The 23,526-nt window shown below is 37.0% G+C and carries 17 protein-coding genes; 8 read left to right on the top strand and 9 right to left on the bottom strand.

Annotated features, from left to right (window positions below; translation table 11 throughout):
- Positions 1-170 precede the first annotated feature (170 nt).
- From VB264_RS16305 to VB264_RS16285, 5 genes are all read left to right on the top strand, one after another.
- Positions 171-2,357: a peptidase domain-containing ABC transporter gene (locus VB264_RS16305; RefSeq protein ID WP_323250908.1), complete on the top strand. Its 2,187-nt coding sequence runs from the start codon at positions 171-173 to the stop codon at positions 2,355-2,357.
- Between the two features lie 3 nt (positions 2,358-2,360).
- Positions 2,361-3,728, top strand: coding sequence for an HlyD family secretion protein (locus tag VB264_RS16300; protein ID WP_323250905.1), 1,368 nt, complete (start codon positions 2,361-2,363; stop codon positions 3,726-3,728).
- Position 3,729: 1 nt separating this feature from the next.
- On the top strand, positions 3,730-5,193 hold the full coding sequence (locus tag VB264_RS16295) for a TolC family protein (RefSeq protein WP_323250903.1): 1,464 nt from the start codon (positions 3,730-3,732) through the stop codon (positions 5,191-5,193).
- A 173-nt stretch (positions 5,194-5,366) separates the two neighbouring features.
- Positions 5,367-6,593 carry a DEAD/DEAH box helicase gene (locus VB264_RS16290; RefSeq protein ID WP_323250901.1) on the top strand — a complete coding sequence of 409 codons (1,227 nt, stop codon included), beginning with the start codon at positions 5,367-5,369 and terminating at the stop codon, positions 6,591-6,593.
- 430 nt (positions 6,594-7,023) lie between these two features.
- The gene (locus tag VB264_RS16285) at positions 7,024-8,022 is read left to right on the top strand and encodes a class I SAM-dependent methyltransferase (RefSeq protein ID WP_323250899.1); all 999 of its coding nucleotides are present in this window, start codon (positions 7,024-7,026) and stop codon (positions 8,020-8,022) included.
- 319 nt (positions 8,023-8,341) lie between these two features.
- On the opposite strand, the gene VB264_RS16280 is transcribed toward VB264_RS16285, so the two are convergent.
- Positions 8,342-8,854, bottom strand: a complete 513-nt coding sequence (locus VB264_RS16280) for a methylated-DNA--[protein]-cysteine S-methyltransferase (RefSeq protein WP_323250897.1) — start codon at positions 8,852-8,854, stop codon at positions 8,342-8,344.
- A gap of 68 nt (positions 8,855-8,922) precedes the next feature.
- Here VB264_RS16280 and VB264_RS16275 point away from each other — a divergent pair, with 68 nt between their 5' ends.
- The 3 genes from VB264_RS16275 (at position 8,923) to dnaJ (ending at position 11,731) form a co-directional block, all read left to right on the top strand.
- Positions 8,923-9,825 carry a DNA-3-methyladenine glycosylase family protein gene (locus tag VB264_RS16275; RefSeq protein WP_323250894.1) on the top strand — a complete coding sequence of 301 codons (903 nt, stop codon included), beginning with the start codon at positions 8,923-8,925 and terminating at the stop codon, positions 9,823-9,825.
- 118 nt (positions 9,826-9,943) lie between these two features.
- Positions 9,944-10,486: a nucleotide exchange factor GrpE gene (locus tag VB264_RS16270; protein ID WP_323250892.1), complete on the top strand. Its 543-nt coding sequence runs from the start codon at positions 9,944-9,946 to the stop codon at positions 10,484-10,486.
- 81 nt (positions 10,487-10,567) lie between these two features.
- A complete protein-coding gene (gene dnaJ / locus VB264_RS16265; protein WP_323250890.1) occupies positions 10,568-11,731 on the top strand; it encodes a molecular chaperone DnaJ in 1,164 nt (387 codons plus the stop codon).
- 669 nt (positions 11,732-12,400) lie between these two features.
- On the opposite strand, the gene VB264_RS16260 is transcribed toward dnaJ, so the two are convergent.
- The 8 genes from VB264_RS16260 to VB264_RS16225 all read right to left on the bottom strand — a co-directional run bounded on the left by VB264_RS16260 (position 12,401) and on the right by VB264_RS16225 (position 23,513).
- A complete protein-coding gene (locus tag VB264_RS16260; RefSeq protein WP_323250888.1) occupies positions 12,401-15,370 on the bottom strand; it encodes a glycosyltransferase family 117 protein in 2,970 nt (989 codons plus the stop codon).
- 229 nt (positions 15,371-15,599) lie between these two features.
- Positions 15,600-16,637 carry a phenylalanine--tRNA ligase subunit alpha gene (gene pheS, locus VB264_RS16255; protein WP_323250886.1) on the bottom strand — a complete coding sequence of 346 codons (1,038 nt, stop codon included), beginning with the start codon at positions 16,635-16,637 and terminating at the stop codon, positions 15,600-15,602.
- Between the two features lie 232 nt (positions 16,638-16,869).
- Complete coding sequence (locus tag VB264_RS16250; RefSeq protein WP_323250884.1) at positions 16,870-18,201, bottom strand: HupE/UreJ family protein; 1,332 nt, start codon at positions 18,199-18,201, stop codon at positions 16,870-16,872.
- A complete protein-coding gene (locus tag VB264_RS16245; protein ID WP_323250882.1) occupies positions 18,198-19,598 on the bottom strand; it encodes a DUF3500 domain-containing protein in 1,401 nt (466 codons plus the stop codon). The genes VB264_RS16250 and VB264_RS16245 overlap by 4 nt, the downstream gene beginning before the upstream one ends.
- A 188-nt stretch (positions 19,599-19,786) precedes the next feature.
- Positions 19,787-20,473, bottom strand: a complete 687-nt coding sequence (locus VB264_RS16240) for a LytR/AlgR family response regulator transcription factor (protein ID WP_323250880.1) — start codon at positions 20,471-20,473, stop codon at positions 19,787-19,789.
- Positions 20,470-21,531: a sensor histidine kinase gene (locus VB264_RS16235; RefSeq protein WP_323250878.1), complete on the bottom strand. Its 1,062-nt coding sequence runs from the start codon at positions 21,529-21,531 to the stop codon at positions 20,470-20,472. The genes VB264_RS16240 and VB264_RS16235 overlap by 4 nt, the downstream gene beginning before the upstream one ends.
- A 117-nt stretch (positions 21,532-21,648) precedes the next feature.
- A complete protein-coding gene (locus VB264_RS16230) occupies positions 21,649-22,377 on the bottom strand; it encodes a LytR/AlgR family response regulator transcription factor (protein ID WP_323250876.1) in 729 nt (242 codons plus the stop codon).
- Complete coding sequence (locus VB264_RS16225) at positions 22,374-23,513, bottom strand: sensor histidine kinase (RefSeq protein ID WP_323250874.1); 1,140 nt, start codon at positions 23,511-23,513, stop codon at positions 22,374-22,376. Before VB264_RS16225 ends, VB264_RS16230 begins: the two co-directional genes overlap by 4 nt.
- Positions 23,514-23,526 lie beyond the last annotated feature (13 nt).

The following is a 23,526-nucleotide window of genomic DNA, read 5'->3' as shown; positions in this document are numbered from 1 at the left end:
GAATTATTTGTTATTGATAAATCTTAGTTTTATTACTGATTTCGACCGCTTGTCAATTTATTTAGAATTTTTCTAAACAAAGCAATTAATTTCGTTGTTAGGACAATTAATTAGATGTTATTTCTTTATTCACAAGACAATCATATTACCCACACTCAAACACAAAACATATGCAATCCACTCAGTTAAGCCTTATTGTTAAGAAACTAACCGAGTTTTACGGTACTGATTTTGATAACTTCGCTTACCAATCGCCTCTTTCAAAACTAAAAACCTTTAGTGCTAATGAAATTGATGTATTTGTTAATGCGCTTACTCAAGCTGCCCGTAAACAACAATTCTTAGTAGTAGAAAATTATGCCAGCGCGCAAGATTTCCCAGAACTCCTCAGAGGGAATAAACATCCTGTAATTTTTTTTGATGAAAGCGAAGATCCTATTAAAATCATTTTTGCTGCCAGAAAACTAAAAGACAATAAACCTCAATTTTATCAATTTGTCGATAATCAGGATGTAGAGGAAATCTCTGAAAACCAAGCTTTCCAGCCTGTCAAAATCAATAATCATGCCGATAGTACACAAAATGGCAAAGTGAGATTTTTGATTGTGTATCCGCTCGAAAACATTGACAATGCTCCAGCACCAGAACAGATGAGCCCGACCAAGCGGTTATTCAGGATGCTAAAAGCTGAACGTAAAGACATCGGATACATTTATATTTATGCCATCGTAGTAGGGATGATTAGTTTAACCCTGCCCTTGGGTATTCAGGCTATTATAGGCTTAGTATCTGGCGGGTTAGTTTTTAGTTCGGTTTATGTATTAATAACGGTAGTAATTTTAGGGGTTGTTATCACTGGAATTTTACAGATATATCAACAAACCTTGGTAGAAGTACTACAAAGAAGAGTGTTTGCGAAAGCCGCTTTTGAATTTACTTATCGAATCCCCAGGGTAAAATCAGAAGCATTATTAGGCTCATACGCCCCAGAATTAATGAACCGCTTTTTTGATATTCTGAATGTTCAAAAAGCGCTCCCCAAAGTATTAATCGATATTACTGCCGCCTTAATTCAGATTCTCTTCGGCATGATTTTATTATCGCTGTACCACCCTTACTTTATTGCATTTGGTTTGCTGACTATCGCCATCGTCACTTTTGTGGTGTATCTGAATGCAGACAAAGGGATGGAAACTAGCTTGGCTGAATCGAAATACAAATACAAGGTAGCCCAGTGGTTAGAGGATATTGCCCGTACATTATACGCCTTCAAATCAGCAGGTTCTACCAATTTGCCTATGCAAAGAATGGATTACTTGGTGAATAATTACCTGAAATACCGTAAAAAACACTTCAAGGTACTATTGATTTTGTATGGCAATGCCGTTTTCTTCAAGACCTTCGTTACGGCTGTTTTGTTGATTCTAGGAACCTCTTTGGTAATAGACCGCCAAATTTCTTTAGGGCAATTTGTCGCTTCTGAAATTATCATTGTCTTGGTGGTAAACTCGGTAGAAAAATTAATTTCTGGTGCAGATACCGTTTTTGACTTATTGACAGCCGTAGAGAAAATCGGTTTTGTTACCGATTTACCCTTGGAACGCCAAACGGGCTTGAATATCGATTTCCATGAAAATCCTAAAGGACTTGAAATTAAGTTAAATGATTTGAGCTATCGTTACCCAGGGGGAGGGAAACACGTCTTGAAAAAACTTAATTTAGAAATCAAGGCTAAAGAAAGCATCTGTATTACGGGGACAAATGGCTCTGGAAAAGAAACATTATTAAAGATACTTTCAGCTATTTTTACTGATTTTGAAGGAGGCATTACCTACAACGGAATCTCTATCAGAGATGTAAAATTAGATTCTATCAGAGATGCTATCGAAAGAAACTTAGCCCTAGACGCCATCTTTGATGGTTCATTGTTGGACAATATCGCTATGGGTCGCTCTAGTGTCAAATTTAGTGATGTAAAGTGGGCTTTGGATAGTTTGAATTTAAGTGATTTTATTGCTGAATTGCCTGATGGATTAAATACGCCGATGATTGCGGGAGGGAAACGTTTTTCAGAAAGCTTTATCGCTAAAATTTCAGTAGCTAGATGCGTAGTAGAGAAACCTCAACTATTGATGATTACGGATATTTACCGAGAATTGCATAAGGCAGAGAGGCTGAAAACAATTGCGTTTTTAACGGATAAAGGCAATCCTTGGACGCTCCTTACCATTTCAAACGACCCTATGGTAATGGCTGCTTGTGACAAAGTAATCGTATTGAACGAAGGCGAAATTGTATTACAAGGCAGATACCAAGATTTAATCAAAGACATCAACTTTCAAGAAGCTATAGATTAAGATATGTTAAATTTATCAAAACAAAGTATCAGTAAGCAGGTAAACGAGCAATTTGAATTGCACTCGCTAAATACCTTGCATACACCACGTTCGGCAGTAATTCTGAAACGTTGGCTGATGGCTATCGTAGTGATTTTATTGTTGATATTATTTTTGCCTTGGCAACAGAACGTTACGGGCAAAGGTGATATTTCGGCTTTTACGCCTAAAGATAGACCACAGAATGTACAAAATATAATATCAGGAAGAATAGAAGAATGGCTAGTAAAAGAAGGCGATTTAGTAGAAAGGGGAGATACCTTATTGGTAATTTCAGAAACGAAGGATGATTATTTCGACCCAAAGCTACCTTCACGTTTGCAAGAACAATTAACCGCCAAAAAAGCTGGACTTGCAAGTTACCAAGCTAAAATTGACGCCTTGTCGCAACAGATTGTAGCGCTAGAGCAAAACCAGAAATTTAGTTTACAAAAAGCCAGAAACAAAGTAAAGCAGGGCTTTCTGAAAGTAACTTCTGATAGCACGGATGTAATAGCCGAACAAGTACAATTTAATATTGCACAAACAAGGTATGATAGGGGCGAAGACCAGTACAAAAATGGTGGGTTGGTTTCGCTAAGCGAACTAGAATCGCGTAAATTAAAATTGCAGGAAACAAGAACTAAGTTGGTTTCTACGCAAAATAAATTAGCGATTTCTCGCCAAGAATTAACCAATGCCCAAATAGAACTCAATTCTATTGGTGCTGAATACGCTGAAAAAATAGCCAAAGCTGAGTCTGATAGAAGTTCTGCATATTCATCTTTGGCAGCTGGTCAGTATGAAATTTCACAATTGAGTAATAAAATTACCAATGTGGATATTCGTAGAAATCAATATTATATCAAAGCACCCCAAGAAGGCTACGTAGTGCGTGCCTTAAAAGCAGGTATCGGCGAAAACATTAAAGAAGGCGAATCTATCTGTACTCTTCAACCTTTCAATCCAGCAATGGCTGTAGAATTGTATGTCAAAGCAATGGATGTGCCACTGATTACCGAAGGGCGTGAAGTTCGTTTACAATTTGAAGGTTGGCCATCATTGGTATTCTCAGGTTGGCCATCGGCTACGGTAGGTACGTTTGGCGGGATTGTCAAAGTAATTGATAGAATAGATAATACAAAAGGCGAATACCGATTGCTAATTGTCCCTAAAATTGCTAAAGGAGAGCAAAAATGGCCAAAGCAATTAAGAATGGGTTCGGGTGTAGCAGGTTGGGTAATGCTCGACGACGTACCAGTTTGGTATGAAATCTGGCGTCAGTTGAATGCTTTCCCACCAACATTAAAACAAGAGCCTGAAGGAGCTTTAAATCATAAAAAAGCAAAGTAAAATGAAACAAACAATAATGAGTGGTGTTCATCAATCTAATGCTTTTAATAGGAAAGGTTTTTCAACACCACGATTTTATACCATATACGTCTTTATTCTATTAATGAGTGCCATAAGCAATGCTAAGGCACAAGCAACCTTTAGTTATGAAGATTTTAAAAGTTTGGTTTTAAAGAATCATCCAACTGTAAAACAAGCCAATTTGTACTTGGCTGATGCTGATGCCGAAATTATGCAAGCCAGAGGGGCTTTCGACCCGAAGCTATCATCGGATTTTGACAGAAAGGCTTTTAAAGGGGATGATTATTATAACCGTTGGCACAACGCCCTAAAAATTCCTACTTGGACAGGCGTAGATTTCAAAGTAGGTTACGAGCAAAGCAGCGGTAAGAAACTGTTGGCAGAAGAGTCTTCCCGACTTATTGTAGCGGGTTTAAGCGTGCCGATTGGTCAAGGCTTGGTGATTGATGCCCGAAGAAATACGTTGAAGCAAGCTAATTTAGCCAAGAACATTGCAGATGCGGAACGTCAAAAGCTGATTAACAAAACCATCTTGTATGCTGCCAAAAGCTATTGGGAATGGTGGTTCAGCCATCAGCAATTACAATTTGTGCGAGAAGGCTACGATTTGGCAAACCAAAGATTTATCGCTACTCGCGAACGTTCGCGAGTAGGCGAACAAGCCACGATAGATTCTGTGGAAGCTAAGATTACCTTGCAAGACCGTGAAGTAGCTTTAGAGCAAGCGCAGGTAGATTTACAGAACACTAGGTTGGCGTTGTCAAACTATCTGTGGGATGATAAAGAAAATCCGCTTGAATTGCCCGAGAATGCATTTCCGCCAGCGTCGGCAGTGATAAAAGTAGATGAAACTACCCTTCAAGGTTTGATTAGTCAGGCGAAATCAAGACACCCGGAAATTCAAAAATACGATTTGAAAATCCAACAATTAGGGATTGAAGAAAAGTTTAGAAGGGAAATGCTGAAGCCTACGCTGAATGCTAATTTCAATTTTATTGCAGATAGCTTTAGCTCAAATCCTGCTTATTCTTACGAAAATTCCTTTTCGACCAATAACCATAAGTTGGGCTTTGAGTTTGTAATGCCTCTGTTCCTAAGAAAAGAAAGAGGGAAGCTACAGCAAATCAGAATCAAGCAATTGAGTACAGGTTTTGAATTGAATCTGGCACGCCGTGAAATCATGAATGATGTGTATGCAGCTTATAACGAAGTGAAAAACTACGAACGTCAGCTACGTATTCAGCAAGATGCGGCCAAGAACCAAGAACTATTAACCAAAGCCGAACAACGGAAATTTGAAATAGGTGAAAGTACTTTATTCTTGATTAACAGTCGCGAAAGCAAACTGATTGATATGCGCATAAAAGTAGAATCGTTGAAGAGTAAATACGAGAAAGCACTGGCAAATTTAGCTTATACGGCTGGACTTCCAGACTTGCTTTAAATTTATTGATAGAAATCCTTTGGATTGTCAATTTGTATTTGTCGTAAATTTTAGCTATCTTTTCAAAATTGAACATCAACGTTTGTTCGTTCTGTATGCTAAAATACTTTACTTTAGCGCCAACAAGTTCAATATAATCCTTGTTAGACGAGCAAAATTTAAACTAATATAAATTGACATTTCAAGATTTCAACTTTGATTCAAAGCTTTTAGACGGCCTAGAGTCGATGGGTTATACCAAACCAACTGCAATACAAGAACAAGCTATTCCGCTGATTCTTCAAAATAAAGATTTAATTGCCTGTGCTCAGACTGGAACAGGCAAGACTGCTGCTTTTTTGTTGCCAACTTTGCATAAGATTATCAATACGCCTGATAAACAAAGGCACCTCAATACGCTGATTATCTCGCCTACTCGCGAGCTTGCCACGCAAATAGACCAACAAGTTGAAGGCTTGGGTTATTTTACGGGTATCAGCTCGATTTCGATATATGGCGGAGGTGATGGCGCTGCTTGGAATCAGCAAAGAAAAGCACTGGAAGATGGTGCGGAAATCATTATAGCTACCCCAGGAAGGCTAATCGCTTTGTTACAAATGGGAAAGATAAACTTCTCTCATTTAAAACATTTGATTCTGGACGAAGCCGATAGGATGTTGGATATGGGTTTTTATGATGATATTATCAAAATCATCAAGTATCTCCCTGCTGACCGACAAACGATTCTTTTTTCGGCGACGATGCCTCCTAAAATTAGGTTGCTGGCTAACACCATTCTGAATAATCCAGAGCAGGTAAATATTTCTATTTCTAAACCATCAGAGGGCATTTCGCAACAAGCGTATTTGGTGTATGATACACAGAAAATAAAATTGTTGACACATCTTTTGGAAGAAGGCAAATACAGTAGTGTTATTATTTTTGCTTCAACGAAAGAAAACGTAAAACAGTTAGACAAAGAACTAAGACAAACTGGACTGAAAGCCAAGGCGTTTCACTCTGATTTAGATCAGAAGGAAAGAGAAGAGATTCTGAGAGAGTTCAAAAGTAAATCTTTGCCCATTTTGATTGGAACAGATATTCTTTCAAGGGGAATAGATGTAGAGGGCATCAGTTTAGTGGTTAATTTTAATACACCAAACGACCCTGAAGATTATATCCACAGAATCGGGAGGACGGCTCGTGCGGCAACTACTGGTATAGCCATTACTTTTATCAATGATAAAGACCAGAAGAAATTTGCGGCGATAGAAGCCTTGATAGGAAGAGAAATTCCTAAAACACCATTGCCAGAAGGAATGGGCGAGGCGCCAGTTTATCAGCCCAATAAAAGAGTAAATGCGAGTGGATTTAAGAAAAAACCATTTAAGAAAAAGAACAAAGTGGTTAAGAAAGAATAGTAAAAGTATGAGTGTTGAATTACTAGTGCGGAGTATTTTATAAATAGAGACTACTCATCACTCACAACTTACACAAAACGCTGTAGTCAGTAATTTTTAATAAAATTGATAAGTACTGCCTACAGCAAATAAGTATGTTGCCCTGAAAAACACCTATTCTCTCAGAAATATCATCTCAACCATGTAATTTTGTAGCTTAAAAGCTAAAATTATCGAATCGTCTTCAACATATATACTCTCGGAATCAGAAAAACACTTTGTACAAACACATCTTCACGATGATGTAACTCAGTTACTTTTACAAGCAAAGCGTTTTCCTACCCTCAATATTCCTTATCTAGTAGCACAAATTCAGACTAGACAAAAAGCTAAAAACAAACTGCCAGAATGGACTGAAAACCTTGATGTTTTCTTCCCCAAAATGCTGTCGTTGGAACAATCTTCTTCTGAAATTACAGCTAAATTTAAAGCAAGTCTGGTAAAAGGCGAAAACCTGCTAGATTTAACAGGGGGTATGGGAATAGACCTTGCCTATATGAGTAAAGGCTTCAACAACGCTTTTTATGCTGAACAGAATAGTGAGTTATTGAAAGTGACTCAGCATAATTATCAAGTATTAAATATTGAAAACATACAATTTGTTGAAGGAAATTCTGAAACTTGGTTGAAAGCGAACGAAACAAAGTTTTCATGGATTTACCTCGACCCACATAGGCGAGACGATACGGGGAATAAAGTGGTAAAACTACAAGACTGTGAGCCTAATATATTGGAAATAAAAAATCTGATTTTCGAAAGGACTGATAATGTACTGCTAAAAGTATCACCGATGTTGGATATTGATTTAGCCATATTGGAATTAAAAAATGTATCGAACGTATATATCATTGCTGTGGAAAATGAGGTAAAAGAAATTCTATTTCAGCTGCAAAAAGACTACCATGCAGAAGCCAATATCACCGCTATTAATTTTCTGAAACAAGGTGATGTTTCCGAAGCAAAGGGAACAACGAAACACGTTTTTACCTTCCAGAAGTCGGAGGAAAAAATGGCTATTATTGGTCTTAGTAGTCCACAACAATTTTTGTATGAACCTAATGCGGCTATTTTAAAATCAGGTGCTTTTAGAATGGTTGCTCAACAATTTGGCTTGCAGAAAATAGCTCCGCATAGTCATCTTTATACTTCTGAGAAATTAGTTAATGATTTTCAAGGCAGGACTTTTCAAATAAAGGCTGTTTGTAAATTAGATAAAAAGGAAATTGCAAAACATATCACAGCAAATAAAGCAAATATCACCATCAGGAATTTCCCTTTGACTGTAAAACAAATCAGAGAAAAATTGAAACTGAATGAAGGAGGGGATGATTATCTTTTTGCAACCACCGATGCCCAAAATCAGAAGATTGTTATTGTTTGTAGTAGATAGTAAACTTTTCCCGCAGATTTTCGCTGATTTTAAATCGCTGATGATGGAGATTTTTTTAGTAAAATAATCAGCGAAAATCAGCGTATCAATCTGTGTAAATCAGCGGGTAAATATTTCCCGCAGATTAACGCTGATTTTAAAAGCGCTGATGATGGAGATTTTTAACAAGAATAATCAGCGTAAATCAGCGTATAAATCTCCTTAAATCAGCGGGTAAATATTTCCCGCAGATTAACGCTGATTTTAAAATCGCAGATGATGGAGATTTTAAATGAAATAATCTCTGTTAATCAGCGGGTAAAAAATATCTCACAAAAAATCAAAACATACTAGTCTGATAATTTCCTGTATGTTTGGCTTCATGTTCTAATAGCCACTTTTTTCGCCATAAATCACCGCCATAACCTACTAAAGACCCATTTGCACCAATTACTCTATGACAGGGTACGATAATATTAAATTTATTCGCCCCATTGGTTGTTCCAACCGCACGAATGGCTTTTTCGTTACCAATCCTTCTTGAAAGCTCTAAATACGAAATCGTTTTGCCGTAAGGAATTGTGATTAATTTCTCCCAAACAGATTTTTGAAAATCGGTACCTTCGTGTTGGAAGGGAATGTCAAAATCCTTGCGAGTGCCATCAAAATATTCCTGTATTTGTTGCTGATACGTTTCAATGATTGCTGGAACATACAAAGTAGCTTCTTTGCGTGGACTTGGCTTTTTTTGAGTATCTACAAAAAGAATAGAAGTAAGATAGCTTTCTGTAGCAGACACTTCAAGCTGTCCGAGGGGGGAATCTATGTATTTTGTGAAAATTTCTGTACTCATATTTGCGAATGATTAGCAAGTTTCGGTTTTATTTGAAGGAAACAATGCTGTATTTTGCAATAAAAAACATGAATCAAATCTTCCTTCCTGTTCCTCCACAGTTTTCTTTTCAAGAATGCTTATGGTTTTTAGATAGAAACTATGATGATTGCTTGCACGAAGTTCGGGAAAATTCTGTTTTGAAACTGCTTTCTATTCATGAAAAACCAACTTTAATTGAAATTAAAGCACTCGACAATCATTTGCAGATAGATGTATTAACAGGGGAATGTGCCAAAGATGAAATCTGCCATTTTGTGACAGAATGGTTTGATTTAGAACGAGATTTAATGCCATTTTATCAGCTATTAGCCAAGGACGACGACTTAGCTTATATGGTTACAGACTATCACGGCTTGCGACTATTGGGTATTCCTGATTTGTTTGAAGCCTTGTGTTGGTCGATTATTGGGCAACAGATTAACCTTAGTTTTGCGTATAAACTAAAACGTAGATTGACGGAAACCTACGGGTACAAACAAACCTATGAAGGCAAAGACTTTTATCTTTTTCCCAAACCCGAAATAATTGCTAAACTGACGGTTGAAGAACTTAGAAATATGCAATTTTCGACCCGAAAAGCAGAGTATTTAATGGAGATTGCCCGTACTTTTTCAGAGAAAATACTTTCAAAAACCATGTTGGAAGGCTTTTCAACAGCAGAGGCTATCAAAGCACTAGTAGCTATCAGAGGAATAGGGGAGTGGACGGCAAATTATGCTTTGATGAAGTCGTTAAAGCGTTTAGAATGTGTAACTTACGGAGATGTAGGGTTGTATAATGCCTTGAATGCATTGAAAGGTTTGCCTAAAAAACCTTTAAGGGCAGACTTAGAAACCTTTTTCAAAGGCTTTGAAAGGTGGGAAGCCTATACTGTTTTTTACCTCTGGCGAAGTTTAGCCGTGAAGAATAAGGCAATTCAATCAATTTAAGCGTAAAAAACTGTAACTTTGTTAATTCAAAAACTGTCAATCTGACAGAAACCAACAAATGGCAAAACTTTTGACAGTATTAAGGAAGTATAAAAATAAAGCGAAAAGTATATTAAAAATGGAAAATAAAGAAGAATTACAGACAGAAGAACAAGCGTTGAACCAAGAAACTGACAATGTTTCTGAAAATATAGAGGCAGTTGTTGAAGAAACAGTGGAAATTTCTGAAACTGAAAAACTTCAAGGAGAAATAGCGGAGTTGAAAGATAAATATTTACGCCTATATTCTGATTTTGATAATTTCCGTAAACGTACTGCGAAAGAGAAATTGGAAATGATTCAGTCGGCATCAGAGAAAGTAATTGTAGATATTATTCCAGTGATTGATGATATTGAAAGAGCAACTGCCAACGCACAAGAAGGCGAGATTTCTGAAGGAATCCAATTGATATTCAATAAATTAAGCAATACTTTGGCTACGAAAGGTTTAAAACCAATGGATGCTAAAGGACAAGTATTTAACCCAGATGTGCACGAAGCAATTACACAATTTCCAGCGCCAACGGAAGAAGACAAAGGGAAAGTATTTGATGTAGTGGAAAAAGGATATTATTTGAACGAAAAAGTAATTCGCTTTGCAAAAGTTGTTGTAGCAAACTAAAAATATTATCAGAGTAATGTTATAATCCATAAAATATTGGATGATTTCCTGCTTAATTACTCAATTCATTGATTAGAAAAGATGGCAAAAAGAGATTATTACGAAGTATTAGAACTTTCTAAGTCAGCTTCGGAAGAAGAAATAAAGAAGGCATATCGTAAGATGGCTATTAAATATCACCCAGATAAAAATCCTGGGGATAAAGCCGCTGAAGATAAATTCAAGGAAGCCGCTGAAGCGTATGAAGTGTTATCAAACGCTCAGAAAAAAGCTCAGTATGATCGTTTCGGTCATGCAGGAATGAGCGGAGCTGCTGGCGGAGGTGGCGGTGGTTTCAATGGCGGAGGAATGAATATGGATGATATCTTCAGCCAGTTTGGTGATATTTTTGGCGATAACAATCCTTTTGGTGGATTCTTCAATGGGGGCGGTCAGCAACAAGGCCGTAGAACTAGAAAAGGGTCTGATTTAAGAATCAAACTTAAATTGAACCTAGAGGAAGTAGCCAACGGTGTTGAAAAGAAAATAAAAGTAAAACGCCATGTTACTTGTAAGCCTTGTAGCGGAAGCGGTGCTAAGAACGGTACTGAACTACAGTCGTGCCAGACTTGTGGTGGTTCTGGACAAGTGCGTCGTGTTCAGCAGACTATGCTTGGACAAATGGTGACTACTTCTACTTGCCCTACTTGTAATGGTGAAGGTAAGATGATTAAAACACGTTGTGAGGTGTGTTTTGGTGAAGGTAGAGTATTAGAAGAAGAAGTGATTCCAATCAAAATTCCTGCTGGTGTAGCCGAAGGCATGCAGTTGTCTATGACGGGCAAAGGAAATGTGCCTCCTCGTGGTGGTGTGGCTGGTGATTTACTAATCGTTATAGAAGAAGAAGCTGATGAAGTATTACACCGTGATGGTACTAACGTAATCTATGACTTATACCTTAATTTTGCTGATGCGGCTTTAGGAACTTCGGTAGAAGTACCAACAATCGGCGGTAAAGCACGTATAACGATTGATGCGGGAACACAAGCAGGTAAGATTCTTCGTTTAAAAGGAAAAGGTATCAAAGAGTTGAATGGTTATGGTGTAGGTGACGAACTAATCCACGTGAATATTTGGACGCCTAAGAGCCTTAGCCGTGAAGAAACTGAACAACTAGAGAAGTTCAGAACTTCGCCAAACTTCCAACCAAAGCCAAGCAAAAGCGACAAAAATTTCTTCGAAAAGATGAAGGATTTTTTTAATTAAGACTTTAGGATTATTGGACTTTATGACTTGAAGATTTTTTTTTAGATTTTAAGATGATGGACTTTAGGACTTGAAGATTTTCTTTTAGACTTTAAGATGATGGACTTTAGGACATTAGACTTTTAGTCTTAGGTTTTTTAATATTAATCCCCTTATTCAGCGATGAGTAAGGGGATTTTATGTTGTTATGGATTTAGGATTTAAGATGCCTTGTGCAGTCGCTTGGCTTTATTTACTAAATCTCATCCAATTACAAATACGCCCAAATGGCTACTTTTCACTCGGTTAAAACCAAGTAACTGCATTCTTTCTATTAGGGTGCGACTTAAGTCGCACCCTAATAGAAAGAATGCAGTAATCGATTTTTTATGTTTACAAACGTTTCCTTATTTACAAAGCTATTCCTAAAAAATAAATCATATCCAACAGCAAATACGTCCAGAGGGCTTCTGCAAATAATCGTCACTCGGCTAAAGCCAAGCGACTGCAACATAAAAAATCCCCTTACTCATCACTGAATAAGGGGATTAATATTTTAATAAAAACCAAGACTAAAAAAAGTCTAAAATCTAATTTCTAAAGTCTTCAAGTCCTAAAGTCCATCATCTTAAAGTCTAAAAGAAAATCTTCAAGTCCTTAAGTCTTATAATCCTCAAGTCTATACAAAACCTAAGAATTCGCTTTGTCCATTTGCTTTTTAAACATTGCTTCATACTTAGCAGCTTCAGGCAATTTAGCATTTTTCACACCCTCAATGATAATTTGCATCTCATAAAGGTTAGTCTGAATTTGTCTACCGTCGCTATTCTTTTTGTCGAGTAAGTAATAATCCAAGGCCTTATTATTTCTGTTCATAATAGTTTCAGCCATTTCTAATCCTTTTTTCTTATCGCCAGCAGCTAAGTACAAGGCTACAAAATTTGCCGAAAGCTGATCATAAGGAATCGTTTTATCAGGCATTACTTTCAAGCAGTAGTCTAAAGCAGCTCTAGCTTTGTCTAATTTACCCTCACGAACCAATTGGTCTGTTAAACGTAAGAAAGCTAAACGAGCCGTTACTACAGGAACTTCTAAATAGAAATCTGAATGATAATATGTTTTAGGATTATCCAAATCTCTCCAGAACATCTTCTTTGTCATATTATTATACATAATATCAGTATTTACAAAACCATCCTTCGCCTCAGGCACTTTGAAAGGCATCAATCTGTAAGCATAGCCTTCTAATTGCATATATTCTTTCAAGTTCAAATAACTTGCAGAAGGCAACGTAGTAGCAAAGTAAATAGGACGTTTCCATCCAGTTGCTGCATTTTGGGCAATCAAGTCTAGCTGAATAAGCTCAGGCTTCATGATACCACCTTTACCTGTTGACCAAGCCATTTGATTTGTCAAGTACGGATCCATATCTTTTGGAACGAACCCTGCTTTTTTAACCGCTTCAACATCAATTGGTAAAAATAGGTTTTCAGTCGGCAACGTATTAATCATTGAGCCATCCGTTAAAGGTACTTTAATGGCTTGATTATCATCTTTTACTAATTTCAAATATTCAAGCAAGTTGATACCCGTTTTTACATTCGGATTTTCGTAATACATGATTTGCTCGTTCAAACCTTCCAAGAAACGGTCTTTAGGTAAAGAAATAGGAAGTGCCTGAGAATCATACGTTTTACGCTTCATTTGGTCGATATACCAGTCTGTTCCTAATAATGAAAGGTTACAAACACGCACGTCAGTACGATAGCCTTCTACCTCTTGAACATACCATAATGGGAATGTATCGTTATCACCACCAGTAAATAAGATTGCATTTGGTGCACATGAATTCAACATGTTTTTAGCAAAATCTATTTGGTGGTAACGGTGGTTACGGTCGTGGTCATCCCAGTTTTGTTGAATTAAAATCACAGGAACAACAGCCGTTACTACAGTAGCTACAGTACCAGCAACTAAGCCATTCTTTAAGAATTTGCTTAGCCATTCAGCCACTTGAATTACACCCAGACCAATCCAGATGGCAAAGAAATAGAACGAACCAACATAAATATAATCACGCTCGCGAGGTTCAACTGGCGGAGAGTTCAAGAAAACAACCAGTGCTAAACCTGTCAGTAAGAACATTAATGTAGTTACTAAGAAGTCATTTTCGTTTTTACGCACCAATAATACAAAACCACATATCCCTAAAATCAATGGTAGCCAGAAATAGTTGTTTCGTGCTTTATTGTGGGCTAGTAATTCAGGAAGTTCGCCTGAGCGAGTATAATCGATTACACCAGCATCTTGAATATCACTCTCGCGACCAACAAAATTCCAAAGTAAATACCTCATGTACATATGTCCCATTTGTTTTTTGAACATAAATTTCATGTTGTCTATAAAAGTTGGTTTTTCACCCGGTGCTAAATCCAAGATTTCTTCGTACAACTGAATATGCTGAGGAACACTACTGTAAACACGTGGCAACAACATTTGTCCGTCTTTAGAATAGATTAGCTTTTGCTTATAATCATATACCTCATACTTACCGTCTTTCATTTTGTAAACAGGAGCACCTTTTTCTACACTTTCAACAGTAGCTGTATAAATCGGTCCATACAATAATGAGCGTTCTCCGTATTGTTCACGTTTCAGGTATTTTACATAATTCAAGATATTGCTTGGGTCGTTTTCGTTGATAGGCGTATTGAACGTAGAACGAACAAAAGCTAAGTTATACGACAAATATCCAATCAATACAAATACCAATGAAAGCAATGAAATATTAAGGGTAACTTTTTGTTTTTTGATAGAATATAAAATCCCCCAAACGATAGCACCTACCAAGGCAATGATGAAGAAAATTGCACCAGTACCATAAGGCAATCCGAAACCATTCGTAAATAATAATTCGAATTTGAAAGCCATCGAAGGAATACCCGGAATAATAGCAGAGTTGATCACTCCGAGGATTAATAAACCAATGACTAATGAAATGATACCTCCTTTGAAAGTAGGAACAGGATATTTTTTGAAATAATATAACAATGCCAAAGCAGGAACAGTAACCAAGTTCAGTAAGTGAACACCGATTGAAAGTCCAACGATATAAGCAATCAAAATCAACCAACGGTTTGCCGTAGCTTCATCTTCGATAATTTCCCATTTGAAAGCCGCCCACACTACCAAAGCAGTAAAGAACGACGACATAGCATACACCTCTGCCTCAACAGCCGAGAACCAGAACGTATCTGAGAACGCATAAGCCAATGAACCGATAACACCAGCACTTAATAAAGTAATGGCTTCGCCTTTTGAAAGTTCTTCAAATTTTTTGTTGTAAACCTTACGTCCGATTAACACAATCGTCCAGTGCATAAACAATATCGTCAAAGCACTTGATAATACTGACATCATATTTACCCAGTATGCTACTTGGGTAGTATCTGAACCAGCCAATAACGAGAACATTCTACCCAACAATAAAAATAGGGGTGCTCCTGGAGGGTGCGGCACTTGAAGTTTAAAAGCACAGGCGATAAATTCACCACAATCCCAGAAGGAAGCAGTGCGTTCAACTGTGGCGGTGAAGACAAATAATGAAATAGCAAATACAATCCAGCCTATGAGATTGTTGATTTTTTTAAAATTGTTCATTGAGGGTACGTTATCAGTTATTTGTTGATACTGGTTTTTGAGTGAAAAATGATTATCAACGTAAGCAAAAGACAAATTTGAATTCAAAAATACTAAATAAGATTGGCTTGAAGAGGGTAGGGCTGTTAAAATGTGTTAATTCTGATAAGAAGTAGCTGAATTTTATGGACTTATACAAAATAAAAAGACCTGATTTTACAGGTCTTTTCTAAGCATATCAATAAATAGTCTATAATCCTTCAAACTGACGTAAGAATCTTACATCATTTTCTGTGAATAATCTTAAGTCTTTGATTTGATATTTCAGCATAGTGATTCTTTCGATACCCATTCCGAAAGCGAAACCTGTATATTCCTGAGAATCGATACCACATTGCTCCAACACGTTAGGGTCAACCATTCCAGAACCTGCGATTTCTACCCAACCAGAGTATTTACAAACATTACAACCTTTGCCTTTACAGATTAAGCAAGTAATGTCAATTTCAGCCGAAGGTTCAGTAAAAGGGAAATATGAAGGACGATAACGCACCTTAGTATCTTGACCGAACATCTCTTTCGCAAAATAATAAAGGGTATCTTTCAAATCCTTAAAGCCAACGTTTTTATCTATATACAAACCTTCTACCTGATGGAACAAACAGTGAGCTCGGGCAGAGATAGCCTCGTTACGATACACACGCCCCGGCATGATAGAACGCAAAGGAGGTTTTTGATTTTGCATCAAACGAATCTGTACGTTGGATGTATGTGTTCTTAACAAAATATCATCCGCTACGTTTCCGCCTTTTTTCTCAATAAAGAACGTATCCTGCATTTCGCGGGCAGGGTGATTTTCGGCAAAATTCAATGCCGTAAAATTATAAAAATCAGATTCTATTTCTGGACCATCCGACACATTGAAACCCATTTTAGCAAAGATTTCGATGATTCTCGCACGTACCAATGTCAACGGGTGAATACTTCCGTTTTCAAAAGGAACGTTTGGAAGTGTTAAATCAAATTCAATCGCCACTGATTTTTCAGAACTAGCTTCAATCAATGCTTGAAATTCATTGAATTTAGTCTGAGCAGCATCTTTCAAAGTATTCAATGCTTGTCCTACAGCACGACGTTCTTCTTGGGCAACGTTTTTAAGTTCATCAAAAAGGTCGCCAATCACGCCCTTGCGTCCTACATAAGCGATACGGAAAGCTTCAAGTTGTTCCTTCGTGGAAAGCTGAAAATCAGCAATTTGCTGATGTATGTTGTTAATCTTATCTTGCATTTATCGGTATTGAATGCTGTGAGCCAAAGTGGTTATTTACGTTGGCATCTTAAAGAATTTTGAGTGATTGTTTCTTGAAGATATGCAAAATTACACTATTCGTACTTAGAGGGCAAAAAAAATTGACAAATTTAGAGATTTGTCAATTTGAGGGCTGTTTAAAAGATACTACCTGACTATAAAAAACTCATGGTATGACTAACAGTGAACGGTGATAGTTCTCAATAATTTGTCATGCCATGAGTACGGATATTTTCTTTTGTAAGAAAAGAGTTAGTGAGACTCCTATTAATACCAACAACACTTCAAATGAATACACTTGGCTTTTATTCATGAAAGTGCTAATAAAATTTACTTGCTGTGAATATCTTTCTATTACCCATGCAATGGCTGCAATACCAGCCAATATGGCGCAGGATATTCTGAAAATTGAATAATAAGGTGTTCTGCTAAGGATAATTATCCACGGGATGCATAACAAAATTATCCACAATTGCATTACTTCGATACCTAAGTTGAACCCCAAAATACTTAAAAGCATACTGACGGTATCAAGGTGTAAATCAATTAAAGTATTGGCGAAAGCAAGCCCATGAATCAAGCCGAAACCCAATGCAATAAACATTTCTTTGCCCGCAAAGATGGGGCGGATAGCATGAATGGCTGAAACCAAAATAGAACAAGCAATCAAGATTTCAATCCATTTACTAGGCAAAATAACCCAAGCCATCGCACCCATTAAAAGTGTTATCGAATGCCCAATGGTAAAAGCAGTAACTACTTTTAAAATTTGTACTAAACTGATTCGAACCGAACGATAATTACCCCATCTTTTTTTAGAAAAAGTTAGAGGAATCGGCAACAATAATACCAATAGAAACATCAAATGGTCGATGCCTTCTTTGATATGTTCTTCGCCCAAAGCAAAGATTCCTGCAAACCCTTTCCAGTGACTGCCTGCTGCTAAATTTATTGTTAAAGGATATATCAGTGCTGTTTTGGTATCAACCCTTATTACGCCTATTTCTGTAGGCTCAGTATTGGTTTTTCCAGATGCCCAGTCGCTTCTGAGTAAAACTAAAGCACTGTGGGTGACTAATTGATGCATAATGACATCATAATCAAAAATAAAATTACGCGTATCTGCTCCTTCTGGTGGTGTAAGTATCAAATGCACGATAATTTCCTGAAAGGGACCGCTATATGCTTGCTCGCCTTTTTGCAAGTGCATATCTTTTATTTCCACCATCCACGGCTGGTCTTTTGCTACCATCGGATGAATATGAGCCAATAAATACTCTTTGATTTGCGGCCCCATTGTGGGAATGATACTTGCTGGGTTTTTAGTCAATGGCCGTCCAAAAGCTAACTCCAATTCTCCAATAGGTAATTGTAGCTCTACCGCCACTTGCTTAGGACTGACATCAAGTAATACTACTGTACTCGGCGTTTGATGTGCCAATGTTTTTGATACATTCCCGATAATCAACATTGTTATGATGTTGATTATCAGCCATTTTCTTTTTGAAAAATGGCTGATAAAAGTTGCTCTTATACGTATCATAGACCTATATAATCACGTTTGTGGTCTCTGTAAACACTGTGATAATGAATTTCTGCAGGATATACTACCCCCGTTTGACAAATGAATTCTATCCAAACACTCGGCCCATCAATACGGACATAGTCGGTATTAGACGTAAAAAAGGTAGAAGCATTGCCCGAAGTACCACTGGTATTACTAGCGTAAGTCACATAGGTGTCAGCTAATTCGTTTGAATATATTTTGGTGAATGCTATCACAGAGGCATCATCCAAATCATTCACCCAAGGCATCATAGCGGCCAATACTTTGGCTTGTGCTGTTGTACTAAGCGTACTTACTTTAACACCTAGTTTGGTCGTTGGGAACGTATTGGTTGTAGAACCCGGAACCATTGTTACATCCGAAAAAGTAGAGGTAATTTTAGCAGCAGCTAATTCAGTGCTTGTGAAAGATGCCAACATATTGGCCATTCCATTTCTTTCTTCTGCCAAAGGCGAATAGGTTACACCATTTGCCGTCCAACTTTTAGGTTCAATTCCTTGGTGAGAAGGCGTAGTACTTACCACCGACCCTGCTTCATACGTAACACTTTGGGCATAATGGTGTCCGCCAAATTGTAGCATCCATTTGCCTGTCGTACTCGGAGTACCCAAGAAAGCAATGATGTAATAACCAGAAGAATATCCCCCACTTGATTTTGTGCCTAGTACATCATCTGCCGAGTTGATTTGTAAAAACTCGCTATATCCTTCATTGGCGGTTGTACCACTTGCGGCTTGAATTACCGCTTTGGCAGCAGCCAATTGTGTAGCACTTAAAGTACTGAATGCTAATCCTTGGCGACATTGCACCCCACAAGGCAAGTTTGACCATTTTTTGGCATTAGTGAGATTTAAGGCTAAAACAACGGATGATTGTTGTGAAGTAGATAAAGTAGCCAAGAATGCGTTGGCCAATTCTACCACTTGAGAGACTGAACCTGTAGTAGTGCCTGTTCCGCCAGTTCCAGAAGTGGTGCCTACGGTTAATGAAACAGAACATGATTGTCCACCTAAAGTAATTGCGAAAACAGCTGTTCCCGTACTAGCGGGTGTGCCTGTTATTAAATAACTCAAAGTGCCTGCTCCACTTGCTAAAGTACCTGCCGATAAAGTAGCAGTTAAGCCTGTAACGCCTGTTGAAGTAACTGTACTTGCTGTATAAGCAACACCATTTCCACCAGTGTAGGCTATCGTGGCAGTCCCAGAATACGCAGTTCCGCTAGTAGCAGTGCTTGAAAAAGTAGTGGATGAACAATCGAGCGTCGTAATGCTCGGACTTGAAGGCGTAACCGTAGAGGTGCTTTCTTTACAACTTTGTACTCCCCAAAGTGTGAGTAAGCTAAAAAAACCTAAGCAAAGAGATTTCATTTTCATAAAGTATATGTATTAATTGTTTGTATTTCTACAAAAGAATTACACATATTTCCGTATGAATATTGCTTTGTTGTGGTGAATAGGGGAAATGTTGTGGTGAAAATAGATTATTGTCTTAATCTTTATTTTAAAATTCATCACCGATAAGAGCTCAAAACTCACAGCTCACAACTCAAAACTTATGATTCCTACTTCCCATAAATGTTAAAAAAGCCCTCTTCATAGCTATTCCCAAGCGGTAAAGTTGTTTCTTTGGAAATAAAAATCATTTTATTTCTAACAAATTGGATGTGCTTTATTGCCACAATAAAAGAGCGATGCACTCTGACGAATTGATTGTTAGAAAGATTTTCAAGACAAGCTTTCATCGTCATTCTTACTATCAATGGTTTTTGGTTAAGTAGATGAATTTTAAGGTAATTGTCTAATCCTTCAATAAAAATAATGTCTGATACGAATACTTTCACTAAACCATAGTCGACCTTGAAATACAAATATTGCTGTTGATTTTGAAGGTAAAATTGCTGTAAATCAATGGCTTTTTGGGTTGCTTGTTGGAAACGTTGGAGCGTAAATGGTTTTAATAAATAATCAATGGCTTTCAATTCAAAACCTTCAACGGCATATTCACTAAAAGCAGTTGTGAAAATGACCATGATTTCATGAGGAATATTTCTGAAAAAATCTATGCCCGAAATGGCAGGCATATTAATATCTAAGAATATCAACTCGACTGGATGTTCTTCTAAATACAATCTGGCTTCGGCACTTTTGGTGAAAGTTTTCAGTAATTCAATTCCTGCTATTTGGCTACAAAAGAAATCGATAATTTCTAAAGCAGGTTGTTCGTCATCTAAAGCGATAGCTCTTATCATGTTAATAGTATATCAAGTAGCACAGTATAAGTTTCTGCCGTTTTCTGAATAGCTAGGCTGTATTTTTTAGGATACAAGAGGTCTAGTCTTTCTTGTGTATTGGGCATTCCGATATTCAACGAATTTTCATTGTTTTTTTGCGTAACAATATTATTCTTTACTTCTAAACTCAGGTGTTGGTCTACAAGGATAATTTTTATGCTAATTTTTGAGTTTTCTTCGGGGTTTACGCCATGTTTAAAGGCATTTTCGATGTAATTGAACAACAAAAGTGGCGCAATTTGCTTGTCGTTGAAATTGCCAGTACGCCAATAATCAATAGCAACGCTATTTCTTAAACGTGACTTTTGTAAATCTATATAGTTTTCGATATAGGTAACTTCCTTTTCCAAAGCAACTTGATGTTGATTAGCATCTTTCAGCAGATAGCGCATAAACTCCGAAAGTTTGATGATTGTTTCGGGCGTTTTATCATCTTTCCGAATCGCCAACGCATAAATACTATTCAACGTATTGAACAAAAAATGGGGATGAATCTGAGCTTTTAGGTTAGAGAGTTCAGCTTGTAATTTTTCATTTTCTGTCTTCAGTAAACGGTTGCGTGTATGCAATAAAATGGAAAAAAGCACAACGATACCATATACAAAAATATGATGCTTGATTTCCTCAAGAAAAGTACCTTCGCTTGGTTTGGGTGGGAAATGGGCAGGAAAATGTCCTGACATGGGAGGAGGTGGCATTGCTCCATGATGAAAAGTATTAGCCTCACGCAAAAATCTGCCCGTAACAAAAGACGGAAACCAGCTAATCAACAACAGAAAAGCTATCAGTAAGCAACCGTAAATCAGGTATTTTTTGTCAAGATAGATTTTGGGAATGAAGTAATAATAATTGATATAAAAGAAAGCCATCATCAAAGCATTGCCAATAAAATCCCGAATGGTAGGTGACGCAAAAAGAACATTTTCGGCTTCGGGCGGATGAGGGTACAACAAAACAGGCAAAAATACAAAAGCAATAATAGCTAATGAATGATATACAATTTCTTTCTGTTTCATGCTAGCAGTCTATTTATGATGGTCTTTTGCACAATATGCAACAAGTTTGTTGATTATAGGCGTTCTAGATGCTTATAATTTTAGAAAGTATTGATGCCAGACCTTTATTAATCGCAATTATTTCCTCAACAAATTATCCTTCAAAACTTTGTCTAATACCTGTTCTTTGAAACTTCTGCTCAATGGAATTTTGAAGCCTTGTATGAATATTTCATTGTTTTCAATTGTCTTTATTTTTGAAACTGCTATGATATACGATTTATGGACTTGGATAAAGTGCTTTTTGTCAAGATATTCTTCCACCGCTTTTAAAGAAATCAAGGTCATGTATTTATTTGTTTCGGTTTGGATAAAAACATAGTTTTCTAAGGCTTGAATAAAGAGTATTTCATTAATGAATATCTTCTCGAACTTATTGTCACATTTGATAAAGAAGAAATCGTTTCGGTCAATTTCTTCTATCATGCCCGCTTTGTGATTGCGATATTGTTGATATTCACGGGCTTTGGAAACGGCTTTAAAAAAGCGATTGAAGGTGATGGGTTTTAGTAAATAATCCATCACATCAAATTGAAATCCCTCTAACGCATAGTTTTGATATGCCGTGGTGATAATCACCATTGGTAAGTCTTTTTTAATTTTTAGGAAATCTAACCCACTCATAAATGGCATTTGTATATCCAAAAATATCAAATCTACGTTTTCGTTTTCTAGCAGTTTATCTAACTCTAACGGGTTTTCAGCCATTCCTACTAAGGTTAGATAGTCGATGGCTTCTACGTATTTAGCTAGCCCTTCTCTGGCCAAAGGCTCGTCGTCTACGATTACACAAGTTAATTTCATCATAAGGTTGTTTGAGGGATTAGAGATTGCTTTTTATTCAATGCCAACTTTAACGTCACTTTATACCTGTCGGTAGTTTCGTTAATAGCTAGTTTGTAATGCTTGGGATATAATAAATCAAGTCTTCGTATGACGTTTTTTAGCCCTATGCCACTATTTTCATACATGCCATTGTCTGATTTCTGAGCCACCACAAAACTATTTTCTATCATCAAATGAACCATCTCACTATCAATATCTAGCGTCATGCTGATGTAGTTTTGTTGTCCTTTCCCTTTTGAAACATGTTTAAACGCATTCTCAACAAATGGCATCAAGATAAAAGGCTCGATGGTTTGACCGATAGCGGAATGATTGTTGATTTCAAATTTTAAATCAGTTTGTTTTTCATCCAATCTCAGCCTTTCTAATTCAATAAAGTTATTCAGAAAGAACAATTCTTTTTCCAAGGCTATTTCGTTTTCGTTGCATTCGTATAGTTGATAACGAAGTAAATCTGAAAATGAAGCCAATGATTCAGATGCCAAGTCTGGGTTTTTATGAATCAAGACAAAGATGGAATTAATGGTATTGAACAAAAAATGAGGATTGAACTGCGATTTCAAGTATTTCAATTCTGTTTCCAATTTCTCTTTTTCTAATACATGTTGCTTGCGTTCTGATTGAATCCAATTTTTGGTCAGCTTGATACTCATCGCAAGGGTTGTACTCGCCATCGTCGACGGTAGGGCATTGATCAGGAAAAAGAACATAAAATCACTGGGTTCTTTTTGATAAAGCTCCTTGAAGGTAAAATCAGAAAGATAAGCACTGGTATAATAACCCGCGACAATAAACCACGAAGTACTGAGTACAACGAGTAATAAAAATAAAATATACAGTCCATACTTGCCTTTTTGAAGGTAATGAGGAATCAGGTAAAACAAATTGAAATAAACCGCAATGGCTTGAAAGACTACATAAAACAAGAATTTGATAGAGTAGGCACTACTCAATAAATTATTGGCTACAGCACTAAAATTACGGATAGTAAGCGTCCACCAAGCGATGTGGTATAAAAACCAAAAAGGGATGTGGTATAGTTTATATTTAATAAACCAACTGTTCTTTGAAAAGATATTAGCCTTGTTATTGAACATTTTATGAAAGAGA

Source organism: Arcicella aquatica, assembly GCF_034928825.1.
Taxonomy (GTDB): Bacteria; Bacteroidota; Bacteroidia; order Cytophagales; family Spirosomataceae; genus Arcicella; species Arcicella aquatica.
Note: the sequence above shows the minus strand (reverse complement) of the source record. Positions and strands in the feature narration are given on the sequence as shown.